Origin of the sequence: Methylobacterium sp. 10 (genome assembly GCF_000519085.1) — a bacterium.
Lineage (GTDB): Bacteria > Pseudomonadota > Alphaproteobacteria > Rhizobiales > Beijerinckiaceae > Methylobacterium.
Map to the genome: position 1 here is coordinate 2,547,782 of NZ_KI912577.1, position 22,610 is coordinate 2,570,391.

Genomic DNA, 22,610 nt, shown 5'->3' on the forward strand with positions numbered 1-22,610 from the left:
CGATGCGGCCGGACCATCGCCTGGGATGGAGGTGCGGTTGCATCGCATGCGCGCCCTCAAGCGGCCGCCGCCCCGTCGGTGACGGCTTCGCCGAACAGGCTGTTCGAGCCGGCGCGGACCACGCGTACAGGGACGACCGTGCCGATGGCGGCGGTCGGGGCATCGAACTGGACGGGCAGGAGGTGCGGCGTCTTGCCGGCCACCTGTCCCGGATGACGTCCGGCCTTCTCCACCAGCACCTCGACCACATGGCCAACGGCGGACGCATTGAAGGCGTGACGCTGGGCGTCGAGCAGGGACTGCAGGGCTGCGAGGCGCTCGGACTTCACGGCCTCGGGAACGGCGTCGTCCCGCTCGGCGGCCGGCGTACCGGGGCGCGGGCTGTACTTGAACGAATAGGCCGAGGCGAAACCGATCTCGGCCACGAGGCGCATCGTCTCCTCGAACTCCACATCGGTCTCGCCGGGAAACCCGACGATGAAATCGGAGGACAGGGCGATGTCCGGGCGAACCCGGCGAACGCGCTCGATGAGCCGGCGGTACTCGTCGCTCGTATGCTTGCGGTTCATCGCCTGTAGCACGCGGGTGGAGCCCGACTGAACCGGGAGGTGCAGGTAGGGCATCAGGGCGGCGATTTCCCCATGCGCCCGGATCAGGTCTTCGGCCATGTCGTTGGGGTGGCTGGTGGTGTAGCGCAGGCGCAGGAGTTCGGGAATCGACTCCAGGGCGCGTATCAACGCGGGAAGCGCCACAGGAACGCCGCCGGCGCCCGCCCCGTGATAGGCGTTGACGTTCTGCCCGATCAGCGTGAGTTCGCGGGCCCCGCCCCGAACGAGTTTGCGCGCCTCGTCCAGGATCGCGTCCACGGAGCGAGAGACTTCGGCGCCGCGCGTATAGGGCACGACGCAGAAGGCGCAGAACTTGTCGCAGCCTTCCTGCACGGTGAGAAACGAAGAGACCGCGGCCGTCCGTCGGATGGGCAGGTGGTCGAACTTGTCCTCGACGGGAAACTCCGTGTCGACCACGCGCATCGAGGCGGAACGGGTGAGGAGATCGGCAAGGCGATGGTAATTCTGCGGGCCGACGACCACGTCGACCGAGGGCGCCCGCGCCAGAATCTCCTTGCCTTCGGCCTGCGCGACGCAGCCGGCCACCACGATCCGGGTGTCGAGGCCGGCCTCGGCCCGGGCCGTCTTCAGAACGCGCAGGCGCCCGAGTTCGGAATAGACCTTGTCGGCGGCCTTCTCGCGGATGTGGCAGGTGTTGAGGACGACGACATCCGCCTCCTCGACGCTCTCCGTGGCGGCATAGCCCTGGCTGGCGAGCAGGTCCGACATGCGGCCTGCATCGTAGGCATTCATCTGACAGCCGTAGGATTTGACGAAGGCTTTCTTCAACGCGACCGTTCCAGCACCGTATGAACCTCGGGCGTCGCTCGGACGTTCCCTGTTGTCGGCGGTGCTAGCACGTTTCCCCCGGCTCGTCGCTTCCTCACGGCACGATGCGCGAGAACGCGACAACGACCGATGTTGAAGGAAAGCCGCACCGTTCTGCTACATTTCAAAGACGCATGTCGAGCGGCCATCAAGCCGCCGATCATGGGCACTTGGTGGGGTTCAGGCGGCGATATCCGATGCAGGCAACGTCTCGGTATCGAGTGACGGAATCGGCCGAACCGCTGCCTCGCCCTCCCATCGTCCCGTCACTGAGGCCTGCATCGCCCTGCGCACCGATGCCTGGGCCATGGCGGTGGCGCGTTTGCGGTCAGTGCCGGCCGCGAAGCCGATGGGATCCCCCCAGACCACGTGCACGTCGATCGGCCCCTCTCTCAGGAAGACCGCCAGATGAGGGGCGAGTTCCATGTCGCCGTACCAGGCGATGCCCGGCCGTTCGGAACGGACAACGGGCAAGCCGTTGCGGCGCGGATAGGTGAGGGCGAGCGGCTGGAGCCGCACCTTGTCGCGCGTGCCGCCCTCGGCATCGATGGCGGAGCGGGCGGCACCCACCAGGGAGGAGCGGAACGGCAGCAGCCGTGTTCCGTCGCCCGTGGTACCCTCGGCGAAGAGGACGATGAGATCGCCGTCGGTCAACCGGCTCGCCACCGTGGCGTTGACGCTGGCGGTGGCCGCACGGCGCGCCCGGTCGATGAAGACGGTGCGCTGAAGCCGGGCTAGGGTTCCCACCACGGGCCAGCCGGAAATCTCCGATTTCGCCACGAAGGAGAGCGGCCGCAGCGACCCGAGGACGAGGATATCGAGCCAGGAGATGTGGTTGGACAGGACGAGGGCCGGCTCGCCCAGGGCAGGCGGCGTGCCGCTCTGGGTCACCCTGACCGAGAACAGGGCCAGGAAGATCCGGTGGAAATAGGTGGGCGTATGGGCGGCGATGCGCCCCCGCCCGAATCTCAGGCTGAGGAGATGCGGCCCGACCAGCACCCCGAAGGCGAGGACGCAGATCAGGAGCCGGAAGATGGTGCCGAGACGCGTCATCGTCCGCCGCCGGTCACGAATCGCGTCTCACAATAGGGACGCCGTCATAGTGAAGGCGGTGGCGCGGCTGCCATCGGGGCGGGCATAATACCCTGTCCGCTCGCCGACCTGCCTGAACCCGTGCCGGGCGTAGAGCTTCAGGGCGGCGGCGTTGCCCTCGTCGACTTCGAGATGGACATTGCGCACGCCGCTCAGGGCGAGATGCCCGAGATGCTCGCGCACGAGCTTGTGGCTCAGGCCGCCACCACGCATGGCAGGCGCCAGGACGACGGTGAGAATCTCGGCCTCGTCGGCGACACGGCGCGAGAGGATGAAGCCTTGGATCGCGCCGGCGCGCCACAGGGCGTGGGCCTCGGTGGAGCGCTCGCACAGCATCCGCTCGAATTCATGGGCGTCCCACGGTCGCGCGAAGGCGGTGGCATGGAGGCGGGCGAGAGCGGTGGCAGAGGCGGAGTCTCGCAGGGGCGCGACATAGGGCTCGCCGCCCCAAGCATCCCACCAGGCCAGCCACCAATCGAGAGCCCAGAGCGGAGAGACGGGACGAATCATTGACGGGCCAGCCTCGCGTGATCCTGGGGAGTGGCGTCCGGACCGCGCAGATAGAGGGGGCGCGCCAGGGCCTGGGCGGGGTCGGCCAGCATGCCGAGGGAGGCGATCCAGGCGATCTGGGGCGGCCCGGCATCGCTGACCGTCGCGGCGATGCCGCGGGATCTGAGCAGGCTCGCCAGGGCGGGCGCGCCGGACCCGACAAGGGTGACGGTGTCGCGGCCCACGTGATCCGCCGCCTCCTCGAGCCGCAACAGGCTCGGAGGGACAACGATGCCTTCGGCCATGTTCATGGCCTGAAAATAAACCGAGCCGTGCCGGGCATCGATGGCGGCTGCGATCAGGCCCTGGCCGTTCGTGGCGAGGAGCGGCGCCAGGAGCGCGGAGAGGGTGGTGACGCCGACCACGGGAATCTGTGACGCAAGGCCCACTGCCCGGGCGGCCGACAGGCCGACGCGCAGGCCGGTATAGCTTCCGGGACCGACGGTGACGGCGACCCGGTCGAGGCTCTCGAATCCGCCCTCCACCCGCGCCATCACGCGTTCGAGCATGGGAAGCAGCGCCTCGGCATGGCCACGGGCCAGCGTCATGGACTCTTCCGCGAGGAGATCGTCGGAGAGATCCGTCGCGATGCAGACGGAGCAGGCGTCGAGCGCCGTGTCGATAGCCAGGATACGCAACGTCACTCCAGATCGGGATGCCCGCCGGGCGTGAGAGTTTACGACGGAAAAGGCCGCCCCGTCAGTGCGGGGCGGCCTCGAAAGAGACGAAGGACGCGGGGTGTTGCGCGCTTGCGACGGCGATCAGACCGCCTGGACCTCGCGCACCTCGGGGAGGAAGTGCTTGAACAGGTTCTGCACCCCGTGCCGGAGAGTGGCCGTGGAGGAGGGACAGCCGGAACAGGCCCCCTTCATTTCGAGGTAGACCACGCCTTCCTTGAAGCCGCGGAACGTGATGTCGCCGCCATCGCTGGCCACGGCCGGGCGCACGCGGGTCTCGAGCAGGTCCTTGATGGTGACGACGGTGTCGTGGTCCGCCTCGTCGTAGAACTCCTCCGCGTCATCGCTGCCGAGGACGACGCCTTCGGCAAGGACCGGGGCACCCGACTGGAAATGCTCCATGATCGCACCGAGGATTGCGGGTTTCACCTGCGGCCAGCCATGCTCGTTCTCGATCTTCGTCACCGAGATGAAGTCATGGCCGAAATACACGCCCGCGACGCCGGGTACGTCGAACAGGCGCTGCGCCAGGGGAGAGCGCGCGGCGGCGTCGGCATCGCGTGCCTCGAAGGTCGATTCGGGCAGGACCACGCGGCCGGGCAGGAACTTGAGCGTGGCGGGATTCGGGGTGGCTTCGGTCTGGATGAACATGGCTGTGTCGTATCCTCGTCCGCTGCGCCGGTTCAAGGCCGGCCGGGAAGGGCGCCGGAATGGCCCGCGCCTCTCTATCCATGTGGACTGCGCGCGGGATTTTCTCAACCTGCACACCCAAGCGGGGGTACCCGCGGACGCGCTTTCGCTGCGTGGGGTTGTCGACAAGAGCCGATGCTTCCTGTATGGCCCGCGGCAACTCAAAACAGGATGCCGAAATCCTGACGCACGCATTCCCCTCCTGGGATCGCGGGCGCGCACCGGCAGGAACTTGACCATGAACATCATCCAGCAGCTCGAGCAGGAGCAGATCGCTGCGCTCGGCAAGACCATTCCCGACTTCCAGCCCGGCGACACGGTGACCGTGAACGTCAAGGTAAAGGAAGGCGAGCGTACCCGCGTGCAGGCCTATGAAGGCGTGTGCATCGCGCGCTCCGGTGGCGGCCTCAACGAGAGCTTCACCGTCCGCAAGATTTCCTACGGCGAGGGCGTCGAGCGCGTCTTCCCGGTCTACTCGCCGATGATCGATTCGATCGCCGTCGTGCGCCGCGGCAAAGTCCGTCGCGCCAAGCTGTACTACCTGCGTGACCGTCGCGGTAAGTCGGCCCGTATCGTCGAGCGCGCCGATCGCCCGGCCGAGAAGGCCGCCAAGGCCGATGCCTCGAAGGCCAACAAGGACGCCCGCAAGGCCGAGAAGGCCGCGAAATCTGCCGCCAAGACCGCTGCTGAATAAGCTGTCCGGCGCAACACTTCAGAAGTGCGAAAGGCCGGGCATTGCCCGGCCTTTTTCGTTGGCGGATGGACGCCGCATCGGCATCCATCCCAAAGCGGTCCCGCATCCCGAGACATGCTCGGTTCGCCCCATCCTTGGTCGCAACATTTACGAGGACGGATTGGCCGGCACGAGGATCATCTCCATCCGCCCGCCGCGCGGAAAGGGGATCATTTTCATCTCCTGCTTCGGCGCGGGGCTCAGCATCCGCGACGGCTCGTAGCGCTGGTCGATCGCATGGGTCGCGTCGATATCCTGATGACGCTGTTGAGCGCCTCGCTTTCCCGAGGTCTGGGCGATCGCAGCCGAGGAAGCTGTCGCGAGAACGAGCACAGCCGCAATTGCTACATTTTTGTACAACATGATTTTCCTTAGTGCATGTTTCAGCTACATAAGGATCAACGGGCGGCTAACTATGCCTAATCCTAAGTCAATCAGCCTAGCCCTTGAACAGAGTGCGGCGGCACACGGGACAAGAGGGAATGCCCGACATGGCGTTCGAAGGGCTGGATTAACCGCCTGAGGAGGTCTGAGCGCGGTTCTTTCAAAGTGAGATGGAGCAGGCCGCCGGCGGACTAGCGGCACAAATCCCAATCAATAGAGATTTTACTTCGGAGATCGACCTCGACAAGGATCAATAGAGATCGGTATCATCTTAAAAAAACGATCGCGCTACTTGTGTCAAAGCGATGAGAGGATGTCTTCGTAAACGTCCCCCTCAGGTCGGAGCCCCCGCCCGTCATGGCCCGAGGCGGCGACCGGCGCCGTCTCGAAGGTGGAGTGGGCTTCATCAGTGCCCATAACGGGGGCATCGAAGGTGGGGTCGGCGGGCCGAACGGAGGAGGACACGCCACCTCCTCTAAACACTATCCCCGGCGCAGGGCCTCGAGCACCTTGCCGCCCGGCCGCCCGGTCTGCGGCATGCCGAGCTTGCGCTCGATGGCCTTGATCGCGTCGCGGGTCTTGGCGCCGACCTTGCCGTCCGGCTCGCCGACATCGTAGCCCTGAGCCGCCAGTCGGGTCTGAAGGTCGCGGCGCTCGGCGCGCGACAGGGGCGGATCGTCGGTGGGCCATTCCGCCTGGATGCCGGAGCGGCCACGCAGGCGGTCGGAGAGTACCGCGATGGCCAGACCATAGGATTCGGCAGCGTTGTAGGAATAAAGTGCGTCGAAATTCCTGGTCACCAGAAAGGCCGGACCGTTGACGCCCGACGGGATCAGAATGCCGGCGGGACCATCGCCAGAGAGCGGGCGCCCGTCGATCCGGGTGACACCCATGGAGGCCCAATGAGCGACGGCGTGCTTGTTCTTGCGCCCGGCGGCCCCGGCATTGAAGCCCTTCGGCACGCGCACCTCGTAGCCCCAGGGCTGGCCGTTCGACCATTTGGCCACACGCAGGAAGTTGGCAGTGGAGGCCACTGCGTCGGGGACCGAGTCCACGAGATCCCGGCGCCCGTCGCCGTCGCCGTCGACGGCGAGGCGCTGGTAGGTGGTGGGCATGAACTGGGTCTGGCCGAAGGCTCCAGCCCATGACCCCGTGAGGCGAGACGGGTCGATGTCGCCGCGCTCGATGATCTTCAGGGTCGCCATCAGCTCGCCCTTGAAGAAGGCGGCGCGGCGGTGGTTCGAGCAGATCAGCGTGGCGAAGGACTGAACCAGCGGCATCTTGCCGAGATTCTTGCCGAAATTCGATTCCACACCCCAGACGGCGGCAATGGTGTAGCGGTCGACGCCGAAGCGCGCCTCGGCATTGGCGAGGGCCTGGCCATGCTGCTTCATCGCCGCCTTGCCGTCGTCCACGCGCTCCTCGTCGACGAGGGCGGCCATGTAGTCCCAGATCGGCGTCTTGAACTCGGGTTGCGCCTGGGAGAGTTCGATGACCTTGTCGTCGAAAGCGATGCCGTCGGTCGCCGCGCGGAAGGTCTGGGCGGAGATTCCCTGCGAGGCCGCCTCCGCCTGAAGCGAGGCGAGGCAGGAGCGGAAGTCGGCCTTGGCGGGGACGGACGCTGCCGCACTCGCGAGGCAGAGGAGGGCGGTCAGCTTCGCGCGCGACATCATGGGTGGTCTCCCGGCGGGTTTCGGCGTTTCCCGACCTTTAAGCCGCGCGCATGGTAAACGAACCGTGATGATGTCCGCGCTCAGGCAAATCCGCGCGCAGTGAGCTTCTCTTCGTAGGCATCGATCTTGGGCGCGCGCTTGAGGGTCAGGCCGATCTCGTCGAGCCCATTGAGCAGGCTCTCCTTGCGCCCCGAATCGATGTCGAAATGCAGGGTGCCGCCATCCGGCCCCCTGATGGTCTGGCTTTCCAGATCGATCGTCAGGGTGGCGTTAGCCCCTCGCTCGGCATCGTCGAACAGCTTCTCCAGATTCTCAGGCGAGACGATGATGGCGAGGATGCCGTTCTTGGCGCAGTTGTTGAAGAAGATGTCGGCAAAGCTCGTGGAGATGATGCAGCGAATGCCAAAATCGGCCAGCGCCCAAGGCGCGTGCTCCCGCGACGAGCCGCAGCCGAAATTGTCGCCGGCCACCAGCACCTTGGCGTTGCGATAGGCCGGCTGGTTGAGGACGAAATCCGGGTTCTCGGAGCCGTCGTCGTTGTAGCGCATCTCGGAGAACAGGCCCTTGCCGAGGCCGGTGCGCTTGATCGTCTTGAGATACTGTTTCGGGATGATCCGGTCGGTATCGACGTTGGTGATGCGCATCGGCGCGGCAACGCCGGTGAGGGTGGTGAACTTTTCCATGATGCTCGAGGTCCGGGTGGTGAGTGTTCCGCGCTCGTCTCCCCAGCTATGAACCTCATCCTGAGGTGGACGGGCAGGGCATACGGTGCTTTCGTCGGTCAAGGACGATCCAGGCGATGTTTAGCACCGCCTGTGGTTGGCTGTAAGCCTGTCTCGCCGCAGTCGTCGAAGCCGCTTATGGTAGCTGCGATCCAAGACCGGGATGACGCGATGAACGACACCAACAATCAGTTCAAGAAGGCGCCCAAGCGCAAAAAGGAAAAGGCCCGGAGCGTTTCCGTGTCACCGGAAATGCGCCAGGCCTATGCCGATTTGATCAAGGAACGCGAAGAGCGCGAAGCCTATGCCCAGCACCTGCCCGCCGAGGGCGGCAAGCGCTGAGACCCACCCGCGACCTCAGCGCTTCGGGCCGGCCTCGATCACGTCTTCCAGCGTGCGGAGCCCGGCGCGGGGAGCGTTGACGAGGCAGGCCATGTTGCCGGGCGGGTGCTGATTCTTCCACATCTTGGTGTGCGCCTGGGGGATCTTGTCCCACGGGAACACCTCGCTCATGCACGGGTCGATGCGCTGGTCCAGAACGAACTGGTTTGCGGCCGAGGCCTGCTTCAGGTGCGCGAAATGCGACCCCTGAATGCGCTTCTGGCGCATCCAGACGTAACGGGCATCGAACGTGATGTTGAAGCCGGTGGTACCGGCGCAGAACACGACCATGCCGCCGCGCTTCACCACCAGGGCGGAGACCGGGAAGGTCGCCTCGCCGGGATGCTCGAAGACGATGTCGACGTCGTTGCCCTTGCCGGTGATGTCCCAGATCGCCTTGCCGAACTTGCGGGCTTCCTTGGTCCAGGCGTGGAATTCCGGCGAGTTCACCTTGGGCAGTTGGCCCCAGCAATCGAAGTCCTTGCGGTTGATGACGCCCTTGGCACCGAGGCTCATCACGTAGTCGCGCTTCGATTCGTCCGAGATCACAGCGATGGCGTTCGCACCGGAGGCGGCGCAGAGCTGAACGCCGAACACGCCGAGACCTCCGCTCGCGCCCCAGATCAGCACGTTCTGGCCCGGCTTCACCGTGTGGGGAGCGTGGCCGAACAGCATGCGGTAGGCGGTGGCGAGAGTCAGCGTGTAGCAGGCGCCTTCCTCCCAGGTAAGGTGCTGCGGCCGCTTCATCAGCTGACGCGACTGCACCCGACAGAACTGCGCGAACGATCCGTCCGGGGTCTCGTAGCCCCAGATCCGCTGCGAGGGCGAGAACATCGGGTCGCCGCCGTTGCACTCCTCGTCGTCGCCATCGTCGCGGTTACAGTGAACGATGACCTCGTCGCCGACCTTCCAGCGCTTCACCTTGGCGCCCACGGCCCAAACGATACCCGAGGCGTCCGAACCGGCGATGTGGTAGTCGGCCTTGTGCACGTCGAAGGGGGAGATCGGCTCGCCCAGCCCGGCCCACACACCATTGTAGTTGATGCCGGCCGCCATGACGTAGACCAGCACTTCGTCATCGCCGATCTCCCAGGTCGGCACCACCTCGACCTGCATCGATTCCTCCGGCGGCCCGTGACGCTCGCGCCGGATCGCCCAGGCATACATCTTCGCCGGAACATGGCCGAGGGGCGGGATTTCGCCCAACTCGTAAAGGTCCTTGCCCTCGGTGGTATTTAAGGCCGCGCTCGCCGACATCTTGGCTCTCCCAATTCTTCTTCTGAGCGACCCTATATCGACGAACCTGAACTGCTCCAAGGCCCCCTAAATGGCCATGACCCGTCGCTGCGCCCCAGCATGGGAGCTGCCAGCCGGGTCGATTTGTGTATTCATTATTAGATCGCTTCGGAAGCCTGCCCAGTACGCCATAATCCGCATCGAAATCAATGATTTACTATGACTTCGCCTCTGCTGCGCCACGCGACGTCATTTAATTCGCTTGATCCTCGCGTCTAGAATTTTTCGAAACATTCTGACCCATGAGCCGAGAAGTCGGACCTTCGGCCAGATGACGTATGCCCGAGGCTTGGATAGGGTGCTGCGCAATAAGCGCGAGATGGCGCGACCTTGGAATCGAGTGGAGTCAGTGGAATGAGCGCGAGTGCGACCGTCGCCGAGGTCAAGCGCGACAAGCCCTGGATCATCCGGACCTATGCCGGCCATTCCAACGCCAAGGAATCGAACGCTCTCTACCGGGGCAACCTCGCCAAGGGGCAGACCGGATTGTCGGTGGCCTTCGATCTACCGACCCAGACCGGCTACGACCCCGACCACGAGTTGGCGCGTGGCGAAGTCGGCAAGGTCGGCGTCTCGATCGCGCATCTCGGCGACATGCGGGCACTGTTCGACCAGATCCCGCTCTCGCAGATGAACACCTCGATGACGATCAACGCCACGGCGCCGTGGCTGTTGTCGCTCTATCTCGCGGTCGCCGAAGAGCAGGGCGTGCCGTTCTCCGGGCTCCAGGGCACGACGCAGAACGACATCATCAAGGAATACCTGTCGCGCGGTACCTACGTGTTCCCGCCTGCGCCGTCGCTTCGCCTGACCAAGGACGTGATCCTGTTCACGACCAAGGAAGTGCCGAAGTGGAACCCTATGAACGTGTGTTCCTACCACCTGCAGGAGGCCGGAGCGACGCCGGTGCAGGAGCTCTCCTACGCGCTGGCCATCGCCATCGCGGTGCTCGACACCGTGCGTGACGACCCGGACTTCGACGAGGCGAGCTTCGCAGACGTGTTCAGTCGGATCTCGTTCTTCGTGAATGCCGGCATGCGGTTCGTTACCGAGATCTGCAAGATGCGGGCGTTCTCAGAGCTCTGGGACGAGATCGCTCAGGAGCGCTACGGCATCACCGACCCCAAGAAGCGCATTTTCCGCTACGGCGTTCAGGTCAACAGCCTCGGCCTGACGGAGCAGCAACCGGAGAATAACGTCCACCGCATCCTCATCGAGATGCTGGCCGTCACCCTGTCGAAGCGAGCGCGCGCTCGCGCGGTCCAGCTTCCGGCCTGGAACGAGGCGCTCGGCCTGCCGCGCCCCTGGGACCAGCAATGGTCCATGCGCATGCAGCAGATCCTCGCCTTCGAGACCGACCTCCTCGAATACGACGACATCTTCGACGGCTCGAAGGTCATCGACGCTAAGGTCGAGTCCCTCAAGGAAGAGACCCGCGCGGCACTCAAGGAGATCGGTGGCATCGGCGGCGCGGTGGCGGCGGTCGAGACCGGGGCGCTCAAGCGCGCCCTCGTGGAATCCAACGCCAAGCGCATCTCGGCCATCGAGGCGGGCGATCAGGTGGTCGTCGGCGTCAACAAGTTCCAGGCCGGCGAACCCTCGCCGCTCACGGCCGGGGAGGGCGCCATCTTCACGGTTTCCGAGACGGTGGAGATGGAAGCCGAGCAGCGCATCCGTGACTGGCGTACGAAGCGCGACGGCAAGGCCGTGGAGAAAGCCCTCGAGGAGCTCGAAGCCGCCGCACGCTCGGGCGCCAACATCATGCCGGTCTCGATCGCGGCGGCGAAGGCCGGCGTCACCACCGGCGAGTGGGGCACCCGACTGCGCGAGGTTTTCGGCGAATACCGCGCCCCCACCGGCGTCAGCCTCGAGACGATCTCCTCGGGTGCGGCCGAGGATGCCAAGCTCCTCATCGCCGATCTCGGCGAGCGACTGGGCGAGACGCCGAAGCTCGTCGTCGGCAAGCCCGGCCTCGACGGTCATTCGAACGGCGCCGAGCAGATCGCGCTCCGTGCCCGCGACGTCGGCTTCGACGTGACCTATGACGGCATCCGCCAGACCCCTGCCGAGATCGTCGCGAAGGCCAAGGAGACCGGCGCCCACGTGGTCGGCCTGTCGATCCTGTCCGGCAGCCACGTCCCCCTGGTGCGCGACGTCAAGGCGAAGATGCGGGAGGCGGGCCTCGACCACGTGCCCCTCGTCGTTGGCGGCATCATCTCGCCAGAGGACGAACTCGTGCTCAAGAACATGGGCGTCACGGCGGTCTACACGCCAAAAGATTACATCCTCGACACGATCATGATCGGCATCGCCAAGGTGGTGGGCCGTGCCCTCGACAAGCGCGCCGCAGAGAAGGCCGATGCCGCCGCCGGAATCGGAGGCTCCTCCGTCAGGGGGGGCGGGGAGACGGTGTTTTAATACCGCATACTCCTCCTCATTTATCTACTGAATTCACACATGTCGCGGGCGGCGCGGCTCTCCTCCCCCTTGTGGGGAGGAGTTGGAGGTGGGGGTCGTTGGGCGATCCGCATGCGGTGGAGACTGGCGGAACCACCCCCACTCCTAACCTCTCCCCACAAGGGGGAGAGGGACGTCCTCGGCCTAAAAAAGCAGATGGGTGAACGCCCAAGCGCTTGCGCGGGAGGGTGCCTGCGACCTGGGCTTAAGAAAGGTGCCGTTCCCGAGCACACGGCACTTCTCTACCGTGATAAGGCGAAGTACGGCGTCCGCACGACCCGTCGACACCAGCGGAACCTGACACGACAATGCTCTTCGCGCCGCTCGTCGCCGTACCGCTGGCTGCCGGCCTCAGCGTTATCCTGATCGCCCTTCTGAAACCGCTCCTGCAGCGATACGCCCTCGCGAGGCCGATCGCTCGGTCGAGCCACAGCGTCCCGACGCCCCAGGGTGCGGGAATCGCCATCGTCCTGGCCATTCTCGCCGCCTGCGGGCTCCTGGCATCGCTGACACCGCCGATTCCGGACGCGATGGAAGCGCTGGTCCTCGCTCACGCGACACTGATCCTCGCCGTGGTCGGCGCCGTGGACGACATCCGACCGCTGCCGGCCTCCCTCCGGCTCGGTCTCCAAACGCTCATCGTCGCCGCACTCGTCCTGTCCGTGGATGGCCGGCTGCTTCCGGACGTGCCGCTCGCCGCCGAGCGTGCTTTCGCGGTCCTGGCCGGCGTGTGGTTCGTGAATCTGACGAACTTCATGGACGGGCTCGACTGGATGACGGTCTCGGCCATGGTGCCGGTCGTCGGCGCGCTCATGCTCCTGGGGCTCGTCGGCGGGCTGCCGCCGCTGCCGACCCTCGTCGCCGCATCCCTGCTCGGAGCGCTGATCGGATTCGCGCCGTTCAACCGCCCGGTGGCGCGCCTCTTCCTGGGCGATGTCGGCTCACTGCCCATCGGCCTTCTCGTGGCCTGGCTTCTGTATCGGTTAAGCCTCCAGGGCGGACTGGCGGCCGCCATTCTCCTGCCGCTCTACTATCTCGCAGATGCCACGCTGACGCTCCTGCGCCGTGCCGCCAAGGGCGAGCCAGTCTGGCAAGCGCATCGCAGCCATTTCTACCAACGCGCCACCGCGAACGGCTTCTCGGTGATGGAGGTCGTCACCCGAGTCTTCCTCCTCAACGTCGCCTTAGCGGCCCTGGCGGGGGCGACCTTGCTTTGGCCGTCCCCGCCCATCACGGTCGCTGCGATGGGGGCGGGCACGGCCCTCGTCGCTCTGGTCCTGCGGCAGTTCTCGACGATGCAAAGAGGAAACACCCCTTGAGCGGAAACGTCATCGCGCTCACCGGTGCCACCGGCTTCATCGGCCGTCACCTGCTGCGCTCGCTGTCCGATCAGGGCTACCGGGTCCGGGTGCTGCTGCGGCGCCCGGTGGAGTTGCCGCCCGGCGCCAGCGGGGCCGTGGTGGGGGATTTGAGCCGTCCCATGAACATGGCGGCGGCACTGTCCGGCGTCGATGCCATCGTCCATTCCGCCGGCCTCGCCCATGCCATGTCCGGCACGCCCGAGGACGATTACCGCTCCTCGAACATCGACGCGACGCGACGTCTCGCCGAAGCCGCGGCCAAGGCGCGGGTCGGCCGCTTCGTCTTTCTCTCCTCGATCAGGGCGCAGACCGGAATCAGCGCGGCGGGAACCGTCACCGAAGACGATCGGGCAAATCCCACCGATGCCTATGGCCGCTCGAAACTCGCCGCCGAGGAAGCCCTGGCCGAGATCGGGATCGACTGGGTCGCCCTGCGCCCGGTCCTCGTCTACGGCGCGGGGGTAAAGGGCAACATGGCAGCACTCCTGCGGCTCGCACGCATGCCCTATCCCCTGCCGCTGGCGAGCCTGACCGGGCGTCGGTCGCTGATCTCGGTGGAGAACCTGTCGGCGGCCATCGTCACGGTCTTGCGCCACCAGGGAACGCTCGGCCGTCCCCTCCTCGCGGCCGAACCCGGGGCTCTGAGACTGCCCGAGATGATCGCGGCGTTGAGGGCCGGCCTCGGACGGAGCGCCGGCCTCGTTCCCTGTCCACCGAGCCTGTTCGGCCTCGCCTGCCGGGTGACTGGTCGCCGCGAGATCTTCGAGCGCCTGTCGGGGGATCTCGTAGCGCGCTCCGACGGGCTGTCGGCGCTGGGTTGGTCGCCCGCTCAGACGTCCTCCGAAGGCCTCGCCGCCCTGTCCCGCGGCGATACGGCAGCTTAAGCCGGCACGGTCACCGGGGCCGGCTTCGGATCGGGCACGCATTTCGGCCGGTTGCGATAATCCGGGATGGCGGTCTCGAACACCAAGTCGGCGGCGGCCCTGTCGTGGGTCTCCACCGCTCGCTTCAGCGCCGCGATCCAGCCTTCCAGCACGGACCTGTCGGCGAAGACGGGCTTGGCCGCCATGACGCCGTCGATCCCGTCAAGGGCGACCCGCGGTTCCTCGCGAGCGAACAGGATCTCGTTCAAGCGCTCCCCCGGCCGCGATCCGGTAAAGACCACTTCGATATCCTCGCCGGGCTCGAACCCGGCGAGCCGGATCATGCGATCGGCGAGGTCGAGGATCCGCACGGGCTGGCCCATCTTCAGCACGTAGACCGCCGCGCGCTGGTCGGATTCGGGGGTGGTCAGGGGAAGGCAGCGCCCCTCCCGGTCACCGTGGGAGGCGGCGGTGAGAACGAGGTCGGCGGCCTCGCGCACAGTCATGAAATAGCGCACCATTTCCGGATCCGTGACGGTGACCGGGCCGCCCCGCGCAATCTGCGCCTTGAACACAGGAACCACCGACCCGACGGAGCCCAGCACGTTGCCGAACCGCACGGCGATCAGCCGGGTCGGCTTCTCCTGCGGCGCGGCGGCCTGTTCGGCATCGAGTGCCTGCGCCACCATCTCGGCCAGACGCTTGGTGACGCCGAGTTGGGAGACCGGCTCGATGGCTTTATCGGTAGAGATCATCACCATGGCGCGGGCGCGAGCCGCGACCGTCGCATCCGCCACGTTGATGGAGCCCAGCACGTTGGTCTTGATGCCCTCGGACCAGTCCCGCTCCAGGTAGGGCACCTGCTTCAGGGCAGCGGCATGGAACACGTAATCCGGCCGAAAGGCGGCGAAGACGTCGTGCAGGCGTTCCCGGTCGCGGATGTCGCACAAGGCGCCGATCACATCCGCCGCCGCAATAGCGGGCTGGCTCAGGATGCCGTGGAGGGCCGGCTCGGAATTCTCCACCACCAGGATCGACGTGGCGCCGAAGGCGACAGCCCGAGCGACGATCTCGGAACCGATCGAACCACCGCCGCCGGTGACGATGACCCGCGTTCCCTTGAGGAAGCGCTCCAGACGCGGCCGATCGATGGAGACCGTGGGCCTAAGAAGGAGATCCTCGATCTCCAGGGGCGCCAGTTCGGCATCGCGCATCCCCTCGCCGAGACTGGTGACCCGCGAGAGCGGGACGCCAATTCGCCGGGCGCGGGCGATCAGGTCGTCGGGCCCGGCCTCGGGCGTCAGGGCGTTGGGCACGGCGACGAGGCGGCGCACGGGAGTTCCCTCGGCCGCGAGGTTCGCGACGACGCGTTCGAGATCCGAAAATCCACCCAGCACGGGGATCCCACGCATGATCTGGCCGGTCTCGTTGATGCGTGGCGACAGAATTCCCTTGGGGGAAAGCCGCCGCACGGAACCTGCTTCGATGGCGCGGAGGAGGAGCTCGATATCCCGGCCGCGTCCCAGCAGCAGCGTCGGGGTCGTGGCGCTGCGAGCCTGGCTTTGCCGCGAACGAGAGTACTTCAGGTAGCGGAAGGCGAGCCTGGTGCCGCCCAACAGGAAGATCTGCAGCACCCAGTACAGGGCGATAGCGATCTTCCCGAAGAAGTAGAAGCCATACATGTCCGCTGAAACGAGCACGTAGTCGACGACGAGGAGCGTGAAGGCGAGCACGCTCGCCGCCTTGACGATTCCCGCGAGGTCGGGAAGCGAGGCGAAGCGCCACTTGGTCCGGTAGAGCTTGAACCGGCCATAGACCAGCGCGGCGAAGACGACGAAGGGCGGCAGCAGAATCGGGAGCGCGTGCAAGCGCTCGGTGAGCAACTCACCGTTGAACCGAAAGACGAAGGTGAGTGTCACGGCCAGGACGGTCGCCACGCAATCGTGGACCACCATCACCGCCGACTTATAGATGCGCTGTTGCATAGGCTCCGGGCCGGGCGGGGTATCGGCGACGGAACGCCTCTCTGTCAACGCGTCCCGAAAACCTTGAGGGTGCCCATCACGTCAGGGACCGCACCGCACGCAGGACCGCATCGTCGGTTTCGTCGAGGTCAGGCGCGTCGATGTGCCGGTACCACGCCTGGATCAGGCCGAACACGCCAAAGGCGAGATGACCTGCCGCAACGATGCCGAGAAGAGCCGCACCGTAGGGCTGCACTCGAAGAGCGGAGAAGGCGCCCGCAAGGCCCTTCACCTCCGAGGAGGCCTGGTACCACGCGGCGACCATCACGAAGCCGCCGATGATGAGGAACGCAATTCCCCGCGCAGCATAGCCGAACTGGCCCAGCGGCTTCACCCATCGGCAATGGGCCTCGTCGAGGGAGAGCCGATCGGCAACCTCACCCTTCCCGGCCTTCACAAGGAAGGCGATCCCTCCGCCGATGATTCCCAAGCCAATCATGCCGACCAGCCACGGGCCGAAAGGCTTCGCCAGGAGCCAAGCGGTCCAGTCTTGCAATCCGCCGCCACCACCGGCCCTCCGGCCCAGGCCAAGAGCGAGGCTCGCCGCGGTGATGCCGAGGCCGGTTGCGACGACGCCACTGCCGAAATGCGCCAGCCGAACGACGAGTCCCTTCGCGGAATTGCCGTGGCGGTCGGCATCGGTGACGGATTCGACGAAGCGCCAGGCCGCAAAGCAGAATAGGCCGAGGGCGATGAGCCCGACGAGGATGGCCCCGAACGGTCCGAGGAAGACCCAACGGATCGCACTCTCGCTATCGCCCGCCCGACCTCCCTGACCCAGGGCAGCGAGAAGAGCCAGGCCGCCGACGATGCAATAGACGATGCCTCTGGCACCGAACCCCATTCGGGCCAGGCGCTCGATCGTATTGCGGCCCATTCGCTTCACGGGGAGACTTTCACGATGACCTGTGGCGGAGACGAGCGGACGGGCCGCGCCATTTCCAACGCCGGTCGGGCTCGAACCGCTCCGGCATGGTCATCACTTCTTTGCCGGCGCGAGACCGCCACGTCCTATTCTCCGGCGCGTGTCGCCTTGCCGGCAAGCGCCACGTAGAAGCCGAGGCCGTCGCCGGCCGGAAGCGTCTGAAGCCTGTCGACGATGCCCTTGCGCTTCGCGTCGAGCAGCAGCCGCCCGACGGGCTGGAACAGGGTTTCGCCGCCTCCCTCCGGCGGGGGATCGAAGCGGATCGCCACCGTCTTGCCTTTGCCGAAGCGACTGCGTTCGAGCATGTCGTTCAGGGATGCTTCGGCTGTTGGACGGTTCGTCCCGCGCAGGTCGAGAACGGATTCCGCATCGGTGACTCCCAGAGAACCGCGCAGCTTGTCGGCGTAGAAATCTTCAAAGTGGGGCAAGGGCGGGACCTGACGCGGCGAGGGCGATGGGAGGCTCAGAGGGGCAGTCCGGTATAGAGGGCGCCGACCGGCACGGCGCCACCGAGTTCGGGAAGGTCGAGGCTGTCGTCGCGATACAGGGCCTGGACCGTCCAGCTCCCCGCCTCGGTCCGGCGCCAGGCCTCGACCCTGACCTCGTCCTGCGAAACGATGAGGAAGGTCCGCAGGCTCGGCACAGAGCGGTAGAAATCGGTCTTGCGGCCGCGATCGAGACTCATCGTGCTCGGGGACAGAACCTCGGCCACCAGCAAAGGGTCGCTGGTATAGCCGTCCTGACCCAATGGGCCGCAGGTCACGACGATGTCGGGGATCGGCGCGAAATCGTCCATCGCCGCGCTGAGCACACCGAGGCCGGGAAGCGCGTTGCAGCCCCGGCGTTCGGCGAGCTCGTCGAGGCGTCTGATCAGGTTGGAAACGATGCGCTGGTGGCGCGCGGTGGGCGGCGACATCAGCAGGGGTATGCCGTCGATCAGTTCCCAGCGTTCCTCGTCGGGCCGGGGCTCGGCCCAGGGGCGGAACTGGGCGACGGTCATGCGGGTATCGCGGCGCGCGGCGACGGCCATGGCGGGAGCTCCCGATCGGATACGGGATGGTAGCATCCCGCCGGAACCCTGCAACATCCGTGCAGAGCAAGCCGCTATGCAGTCGTGCTCGGGCGGCATCCCGGCTCCGCAGCACGCCCTGGAGAAGGACGTGGCGTCGGTCCTCGCCCATCATGCCCTGGCGCTTGGCACCAGGCGGAAGGCACGGAGCGCGGGAAGTACGATCCCGCGCTCCGTTCGTTGACTCAGCTCTGAACGAGGACGTTCCGGAACTGCCAGGGGTCGCTCTCGTCGATGTTCTCGGGGAACAGGCCAGGACGGCCGGTCAGCGGCGTCCAGTCCGTGTACACGCCGATGACGGGGCCGAGATACGGCATCTGCACTTCGAGGCATCGGCGGAAATCCATCTCGTCGGCCTCGACGATACCGGCTTCCGGGTTCTCCAGAGCCCAGACCATGCCCGCGAGCACGGCCGAGGTCACCTGGAGGCCGGTGGCGTTCTGATAGGGCGCGATGCGGCGGGTTTCTTCGATGGAGAGCTGCGAGCCGAACCAATAGGCATTCTTCTCGTGGCCGTAGAGAAGCACGCCGAGCTCGTCGATCCCGTCGACGATCTCGTTCTCGTCGAGGATGTGGTGCTTGTCCTGCACCTCCGCCGCCTTGCCGAACATCTCGTGGAGGGAGAGCACGGCGTCGTTGCAGGGGTGGTAGGCGTAGTGACAGGTCGGGCGGTAGGCGGCGCGCTCGCCCTCCAGCACCGTGTAATAATCGGAGATCGACACGGCCTCGTTATGGGTCACGAGGAAGCCGAACTGGCTCTGGGCGGTCGGCGTCCACGAGCGCACGCGGGTGTCCGCGCCGGGCTGGAGCAGGTAGATCGCGCAGCGCGAGCCTTTCTCCTGATCGCGGGCATTATCCGGACGCCAGGTCTCGTGCGTGCCCCAGCCGAGCTCGGCCGGCTGGTTGCCCTCGGAGACGAAGCCTTCCACCGACCAGGTGTTGACGAACACGCCCATGGGCTTCGGGCCCTTGGCGCGCTGGGTGTCGCGCTCGGCGATATGGATGCCCTTGACCCCGACCTCGCGCATAAGGGCGGCCCACTCGTCGCGGGTCTTCGGCTCCGGCGTGGTCAGGCCGAGATCGGAGGCGACGTTGAGGAGCCCCTGCTTCACGAACCATGAGACCATGCCGGGATTGGCGCCGCAGCACGAAACGGCGGTGGTGCCGCCGGGATTGGCGGCGCGGGCGTCGAGGATGTCCTGGCGCAGGGCATAGTTGGTGCGATCACCCTGGCTCTTGGACTTGTCGAAATAGAAGCCGGGCCAGGGCTCAGCCACTGTATCGATGTAGAAGGCGCCGAGCTCGCGGCACAATTCCATGATGGCGCGGGAATAGGTGTCCACAGAAACGTTCACGCAGAAGCCCTGGCCGCCGCCCTCGGTGAGGAGGGGCGTGAGGATCTCGCGGTAATTGTCCTTCGTCAAAGCCACTTGCTCGAAGCGGAGGCCATGCTGGTCGGCCAGGGATTTGTGGGCGTCCGAGGGCTCGACGACGGTGAAGCGCGCCTTGTCGTATTCGAAATGGCGCTCGATGAGCGGCAGGGTGCCGCGACCGATCGAGCCGAAGCCGATCATAACGATGGGACCGCTGATGCGGCCGTGGACGGGCCAGGAGGTGGCGGCTTCGGTCATGCGGGCAATCCTTCTTCTCGGCCCCGCTCGAACTCAACGAGCGAGGCACGTCCTTAGTCGGCGGAAATGACGGTCAGGCGACGGGCTAGTGGCCGGTTGAGGACGCGCGGTCAACCACGTCGCCGCGTCCCGTCCCTCGCACCACGAGGGGCACAACCGGGAACGGCGTTAACATGGCGTGATCCCGACGCATGATTCAGACGCGGGTCGCCTTCCCGTTGGATGCCGTTGCGAACCGTCCGCGATGGGCCGATATTGCAATGCAACAAACACGGCATCGACACACTCAAGGGACGGGAAACGCCAGAACGCCAGAAAACGGAGTTCCGATGTTATCCTTGTTTATCGCCAACACCCCGGCGCCGGCGGATGAGCCGATCGATCGTGATCCGGGCGTCATAACCCTCGCTGCGGCCCTGATCCGCGCCGTGCGCCGCCAGCACGATGCGGCCTTCCGCCGTCGCTGCGACTTGGCCACGACGAACACCGCCGTCTAGCGCTCACGCCGCCTGTCGTCGTGCATCCAATCCCTCCGGACAGGCAGCCTCTTCGAGAATGCCTGTAGCGGCGAGAATGCCGGTCGCTCCGTCGAGAGCGCCTTTGCGGAGATTGAGCCCGAGGAATCGAGCCCGTTCGAATGGCCCGGGCATGGACAGTCCAGCCATGAGACCACCGGAAAAACCGAAACGGGCGTAATACGGCGCATCGCCGATGAGGACGATGGCGCCGTGACCGAGGGCGCGTGCCCTTCCGATCGAGGCCCACACCATCGCGCTACCGAGGCCATGGCCCTGAAGCGAGGGATCGACGGCGAGCGGCCCCAAAAGCAAGGCAGGCCGCCCTGGCCCCGCCTCCACATGCCACAGACGAACGGTTCCGACGATACGGCCGCTCAGTTCCGCTGTCAGTGACAGACCCTTGGCGGGCATGCGTCCCTCGCGCAGACGCTCCGACGTCTTGAGGACTCGCGCCGCGCCGAAGCAGGTATCGAGCAACTGTTCCCGTGCCGACATATCGGTCGGCCGTTCGTCACGAATTTCGATCAAGGCCGCGCCCTTCCCCAGGTTCTGGCTGGTAACCCAACTGACGTGATGGAGTGCGGTTCGGCGCCGGCGATGTGCAACGGAACCGTCCTCGTCCCTGCCGAACGGCGGTGAAGCCCTTCGGCCGACAAGTCTATCGAAGTCAGATGACGTATTGCTGAAGGGGCGGGAAGCCGTTGAACGCCACCGCCGCATAGGTGGTGGTGTAGGCGCCGGCTCCTTCGATCAGCACCTTGTCACCGATGGAAAGCGAGACGGGGAGCGGGTAGGGCACCTTCTCGTAGAGCACGTCAGCGGAATCGCAGGTCGGTCCGGCGAGCACGCAGGGAGACATGCGGTCCTCGTCGTGCTCGGTGCGGATCGCGTAGCGGATCGACTCGTCCATTGTCTCGGCGAGCCCACCGAACTTGCCGATGTCGAGATAGACCCAGCGGATCTCGTCCTCGGCATCGGACTTCTTGGAGACTAGGATCACCTCGGCCTCGATCACGCCGGCATTGCCGACCATGCCGCGGCCCGGCTCGATGATGGTCTCGGGCAGCTGATTGCCGAAATGCTTGGTGAGCGCGCGGAAGATCGCGTCGCCGTAGGATTCGACCCCGGGAACGGCCTTGAGGTACTTGGTCGGGAAGCCGCCGCCGAGATTGACCATGGACAAGGCGATGCCGCGATCCGCGCATTCGCGGAAGATCGCGGAAGCGGAGGCGAGCGCTCCATCCCAGGCTTCGGTGTTGCCTTGCTGCGAGCCCACATGGAACGACACGCCATAGGCGTGCAGGCCCTGGCGGCAGGCATGCTCCAGAACGTCGACGGCCATCTCCGGTACGCAGCCGAACTTGCGCGACAGCGGCCATTCGGCACCGGCGCCGTCGCACAGGATGCGACAGAACACCTGGACGTCGCCGGCTTCGATCCCGACCGCCTCGGCCGCGCGAGAAATCTTCTCGACCTCGGCTTCGCAATCGACGGCGAACAGGCGCACGCCGAGCTTGAGCGCACGGCCGATGCAGCGCTCCTTCTTGATCGTATTGCCGAAGGAGATCCGCTCGGCCGTGGCGCCGCTGGCGAGCGCCATCTCCACCTCGACCACGGAGGCCGTGTCGAAGCAGGAGCCCATCTCCGCGAGCAGGCGCAGCACCTCCGGCGCCGGGTTCGCCTTCACCGCGTAGAAGACGCGGGTATCGGGCAGCGCACGGGCGAAGGCGGTGAAGTTGTCGCGCACGACATCGAGGTCGAGCACCATCACCGGACCTTCGTCCTGGCCCATGTCACGGCGAGCGCGCAGAAAATCGCGGATACGATCGGTCATGGTCGTTCCAACCCACAGGTTCGCGAGCGCCCGTTCGTGGGGCGCGCTGTCGAAATCGGGACGGCGATCAGCCGTCCGGCGTCTGGGGGCGATGCGACGCGACGGGCGGCGTGCTTTGGAGACACGTCGTCGACCGCGGGCGCATCAGCACCCGGAAGCTGCCGTGGATTGGAAGGGGAATCCCCACCGCACGCCGGGCAAAGAGAAACAAGCCTCTTCGGTGCCGGCCTTTGGAGGGCCGACGAGACCAAAAAAGCCCGTTCGTCGTTGCTTTAAGCTGCGTCCCCCGTGGAGA

22 protein-coding genes are annotated in these 22,610 nt (G+C 66.1%); 6 read left to right on the top strand and 16 right to left on the bottom strand.

The window, feature by feature from the left end:
• Positions 1-56: 56 nt before the first annotated feature.
• The 5 genes from miaB to K368_RS0111765 form a co-directional block, all read right to left on the bottom strand.
• Positions 57-1,397, bottom strand: coding sequence for a tRNA (N6-isopentenyl adenosine(37)-C2)-methylthiotransferase MiaB (gene miaB, locus K368_RS0111745; protein ID WP_027172588.1), 1,341 nt, complete (start codon positions 1,395-1,397; stop codon positions 57-59).
• Between the two features lie 219 nt (positions 1,398-1,616).
• Positions 1,617-2,489 carry a lysophospholipid acyltransferase family protein gene (locus K368_RS0111750; RefSeq protein WP_027172589.1) on the bottom strand — a complete coding sequence of 291 codons (873 nt, stop codon included), beginning with the start codon at positions 2,487-2,489 and terminating at the stop codon, positions 1,617-1,619.
• A 27-nt stretch (positions 2,490-2,516) separates the two neighbouring features.
• Positions 2,517-3,038 (bottom strand): GNAT family N-acetyltransferase, encoded by a 522-nt coding sequence (locus K368_RS0111755; protein WP_027172590.1) that lies wholly within the window; start codon positions 3,036-3,038, stop codon positions 2,517-2,519.
• Positions 3,035-3,715: a tRNA (adenosine(37)-N6)-threonylcarbamoyltransferase complex dimerization subunit type 1 TsaB gene (gene tsaB / locus K368_RS0111760; protein WP_027172591.1), complete on the bottom strand. Its 681-nt coding sequence runs from the start codon at positions 3,713-3,715 to the stop codon at positions 3,035-3,037. Before tsaB ends, K368_RS0111755 begins: the two co-directional genes overlap by 4 nt.
• A gap of 123 nt (positions 3,716-3,838) precedes the next feature.
• Complete coding sequence (locus K368_RS0111765; RefSeq protein ID WP_027172592.1) at positions 3,839-4,405, bottom strand: NifU family protein; 567 nt, start codon at positions 4,403-4,405, stop codon at positions 3,839-3,841.
• A gap of 277 nt (positions 4,406-4,682) precedes the next feature.
• Between K368_RS0111765 and rplS the strand changes: the two genes are divergently transcribed.
• Entirely contained in the window at positions 4,683-5,138 is a 456-nt protein-coding gene (rplS, locus tag K368_RS0111770) for a 50S ribosomal protein L19 (protein WP_018042354.1), read from the top strand.
• Positions 5,139-5,285: 147 nt separating this feature from the next.
• On the opposite strand, the gene K368_RS0111775 is transcribed toward rplS, so the two are convergent.
• From K368_RS0111775 to leuD, 3 genes are all read right to left on the bottom strand, one after another.
• Positions 5,286-5,540 carry a hypothetical protein gene (locus K368_RS0111775; protein WP_155935093.1) on the bottom strand — a complete coding sequence of 85 codons (255 nt, stop codon included), beginning with the start codon at positions 5,538-5,540 and terminating at the stop codon, positions 5,286-5,288.
• Between the two features lie 503 nt (positions 5,541-6,043).
• Complete coding sequence (locus tag K368_RS0111785; RefSeq protein ID WP_027172594.1) at positions 6,044-7,234, bottom strand: lytic murein transglycosylase; 1,191 nt, start codon at positions 7,232-7,234, stop codon at positions 6,044-6,046.
• A gap of 80 nt (positions 7,235-7,314) precedes the next feature.
• A complete protein-coding gene (gene leuD / locus K368_RS0111790; protein WP_027172595.1) occupies positions 7,315-7,917 on the bottom strand; it encodes a 3-isopropylmalate dehydratase small subunit in 603 nt (200 codons plus the stop codon).
• A 210-nt stretch (positions 7,918-8,127) separates the two neighbouring features.
• On the opposite strand from leuD, the gene K368_RS27065 reads away from it, so the two are divergent.
• The gene (locus K368_RS27065) at positions 8,128-8,298 is read left to right on the top strand and encodes a hypothetical protein (RefSeq protein WP_197031012.1); all 171 of its coding nucleotides are present in this window, start codon (positions 8,128-8,130) and stop codon (positions 8,296-8,298) included.
• 15 nt (positions 8,299-8,313) lie between these two features.
• Here K368_RS27065 and ccrA read toward each other — a convergent pair whose 3' ends face one another.
• Positions 8,314-9,594, bottom strand: coding sequence for a crotonyl-CoA carboxylase/reductase (gene ccrA / locus K368_RS0111800; RefSeq protein ID WP_027172596.1), 1,281 nt, complete (start codon positions 9,592-9,594; stop codon positions 8,314-8,316).
• Between the two features lie 393 nt (positions 9,595-9,987).
• Here ccrA and K368_RS0111805 point away from each other — a divergent pair, with 393 nt between their 5' ends.
• From K368_RS0111805 to K368_RS0111815, 3 genes are all read left to right on the top strand, one after another.
• Positions 9,988-12,051: a protein meaA gene (locus tag K368_RS0111805; protein WP_027172597.1), complete on the top strand. Its 2,064-nt coding sequence runs from the start codon at positions 9,988-9,990 to the stop codon at positions 12,049-12,051.
• A 347-nt stretch (positions 12,052-12,398) separates the two neighbouring features.
• Entirely contained in the window at positions 12,399-13,409 is a 1,011-nt protein-coding gene (locus tag K368_RS0111810) for a glycosyltransferase family 4 protein (protein WP_027172598.1), read from the top strand.
• Positions 13,406-14,335 (top strand): NAD-dependent epimerase/dehydratase family protein, encoded by a 930-nt coding sequence (locus tag K368_RS0111815; protein WP_027172599.1) that lies wholly within the window; start codon positions 13,406-13,408, stop codon positions 14,333-14,335. The genes K368_RS0111810 and K368_RS0111815 overlap by 4 nt, the downstream gene beginning before the upstream one ends.
• On the opposite strand, the gene K368_RS0111820 is transcribed toward K368_RS0111815, so the two are convergent.
• From K368_RS0111820 to K368_RS0111840, 5 genes are all read right to left on the bottom strand, one after another.
• Positions 14,332-16,299 carry an SDR family NAD(P)-dependent oxidoreductase gene (locus K368_RS0111820; RefSeq protein ID WP_027172600.1) on the bottom strand — a complete coding sequence of 656 codons (1,968 nt, stop codon included), beginning with the start codon at positions 16,297-16,299 and terminating at the stop codon, positions 14,332-14,334. The genes K368_RS0111815 and K368_RS0111820 overlap by 4 nt on opposite strands.
• 76 nt (positions 16,300-16,375) lie before the next feature.
• Positions 16,376-17,215 (bottom strand): DUF1206 domain-containing protein, encoded by an 840-nt coding sequence (locus K368_RS0111825; RefSeq protein WP_036266228.1) that lies wholly within the window; start codon positions 17,213-17,215, stop codon positions 16,376-16,378.
• 134 nt (positions 17,216-17,349) lie between these two features.
• Positions 17,350-17,691: a hypothetical protein gene (locus K368_RS0111830; RefSeq protein ID WP_027172602.1), complete on the bottom strand. Its 342-nt coding sequence runs from the start codon at positions 17,689-17,691 to the stop codon at positions 17,350-17,352.
• A gap of 35 nt (positions 17,692-17,726) precedes the next feature.
• Entirely contained in the window at positions 17,727-18,293 is a 567-nt protein-coding gene (locus K368_RS0111835) for a Uma2 family endonuclease (RefSeq protein ID WP_027172603.1), read from the bottom strand.
• Positions 18,294-18,517: 224 nt separating this feature from the next.
• On the bottom strand, positions 18,518-19,963 hold the full coding sequence (locus tag K368_RS0111840; protein WP_027172604.1) for a saccharopine dehydrogenase NADP-binding domain-containing protein: 1,446 nt from the start codon (positions 19,961-19,963) through the stop codon (positions 18,518-18,520).
• Between the two features lie 329 nt (positions 19,964-20,292).
• Here K368_RS0111840 and K368_RS27070 point away from each other — a divergent pair, with 329 nt between their 5' ends.
• Entirely contained in the window at positions 20,293-20,460 is a 168-nt protein-coding gene (locus tag K368_RS27070) for a hypothetical protein (RefSeq protein WP_197031013.1), read from the top strand.
• Between the two features lie 3 nt (positions 20,461-20,463).
• Here K368_RS27070 and K368_RS0111850 read toward each other — a convergent pair whose 3' ends face one another.
• On the bottom strand, positions 20,464-21,009 hold the full coding sequence (locus K368_RS0111850; RefSeq protein WP_027172605.1) for an N-acetyltransferase: 546 nt from the start codon (positions 21,007-21,009) through the stop codon (positions 20,464-20,466).
• A gap of 139 nt (positions 21,010-21,148) precedes the next feature.
• Positions 21,149-22,315, bottom strand: coding sequence for a type III PLP-dependent enzyme (locus K368_RS0111855; RefSeq protein ID WP_027172606.1), 1,167 nt, complete (start codon positions 22,313-22,315; stop codon positions 21,149-21,151).
• Positions 22,316-22,610 lie beyond the last annotated feature (295 nt).

Coding starts and splice junctions, on each gene's coding strand:
- K368_RS0111840 (WP_027172604.1), bottom strand. CDS start 19,963: ATGACCGAAGCCGCCACCTCCTGGCCCGTCCACGGCCGCATCAGCGGT.
- K368_RS27065 (WP_197031012.1), top strand. CDS start 8,128: ATGAACGACACCAACAATCAGTTCAAGAAGGCGCCCAAGCGCAAAAAG.
- K368_RS0111775 (WP_155935093.1), bottom strand. CDS start 5,540: ATGTTGTACAAAAATGTAGCAATTGCGGCTGTGCTCGTTCTCGCGACA.
- K368_RS0111755 (WP_027172590.1), bottom strand. CDS start 3,038: ATGATTCGTCCCGTCTCTCCGCTCTGGGCTCTCGATTGGTGGCTGGCC.
- rplS (WP_018042354.1), top strand. CDS start 4,683: ATGAACATCATCCAGCAGCTCGAGCAGGAGCAGATCGCTGCGCTCGGC.
- K368_RS0111855 (WP_027172606.1), bottom strand. CDS start 22,315: ATGACCGATCGTATCCGCGATTTTCTGCGCGCTCGCCGTGACATGGGC.
- K368_RS0111825 (WP_036266228.1), bottom strand. CDS start 17,215: ATGGGCCGCAATACGATCGAGCGCCTGGCCCGAATGGGGTTCGGTGCC.
- K368_RS0111765 (WP_027172592.1), bottom strand. CDS start 4,405: ATGTTCATCCAGACCGAAGCCACCCCGAATCCCGCCACGCTCAAGTTC.
- K368_RS0111810 (WP_027172598.1), top strand. CDS start 12,399: ATGCTCTTCGCGCCGCTCGTCGCCGTACCGCTGGCTGCCGGCCTCAGC.
- K368_RS0111750 (WP_027172589.1), bottom strand. CDS start 2,489: ATGACGCGTCTCGGCACCATCTTCCGGCTCCTGATCTGCGTCCTCGCC.
- K368_RS0111820 (WP_027172600.1), bottom strand. CDS start 16,299: ATGCAACAGCGCATCTATAAGTCGGCGGTGATGGTGGTCCACGATTGC.
- leuD (WP_027172595.1), bottom strand. CDS start 7,917: ATGGAAAAGTTCACCACCCTCACCGGCGTTGCCGCGCCGATGCGCATC.
- ccrA (WP_027172596.1), bottom strand. CDS start 9,594: ATGTCGGCGAGCGCGGCCTTAAATACCACCGAGGGCAAGGACCTTTAC.
- K368_RS0111835 (WP_027172603.1), bottom strand. CDS start 18,293: ATGGCCGTCGCCGCGCGCCGCGATACCCGCATGACCGTCGCCCAGTTC.
- K368_RS0111805 (WP_027172597.1), top strand. CDS start 9,988: ATGAGCGCGAGTGCGACCGTCGCCGAGGTCAAGCGCGACAAGCCCTGG.
- K368_RS27070 (WP_197031013.1), top strand. CDS start 20,293: ATGTTATCCTTGTTTATCGCCAACACCCCGGCGCCGGCGGATGAGCCG.
- K368_RS0111785 (WP_027172594.1), bottom strand. CDS start 7,234: ATGATGTCGCGCGCGAAGCTGACCGCCCTCCTCTGCCTCGCGAGTGCG.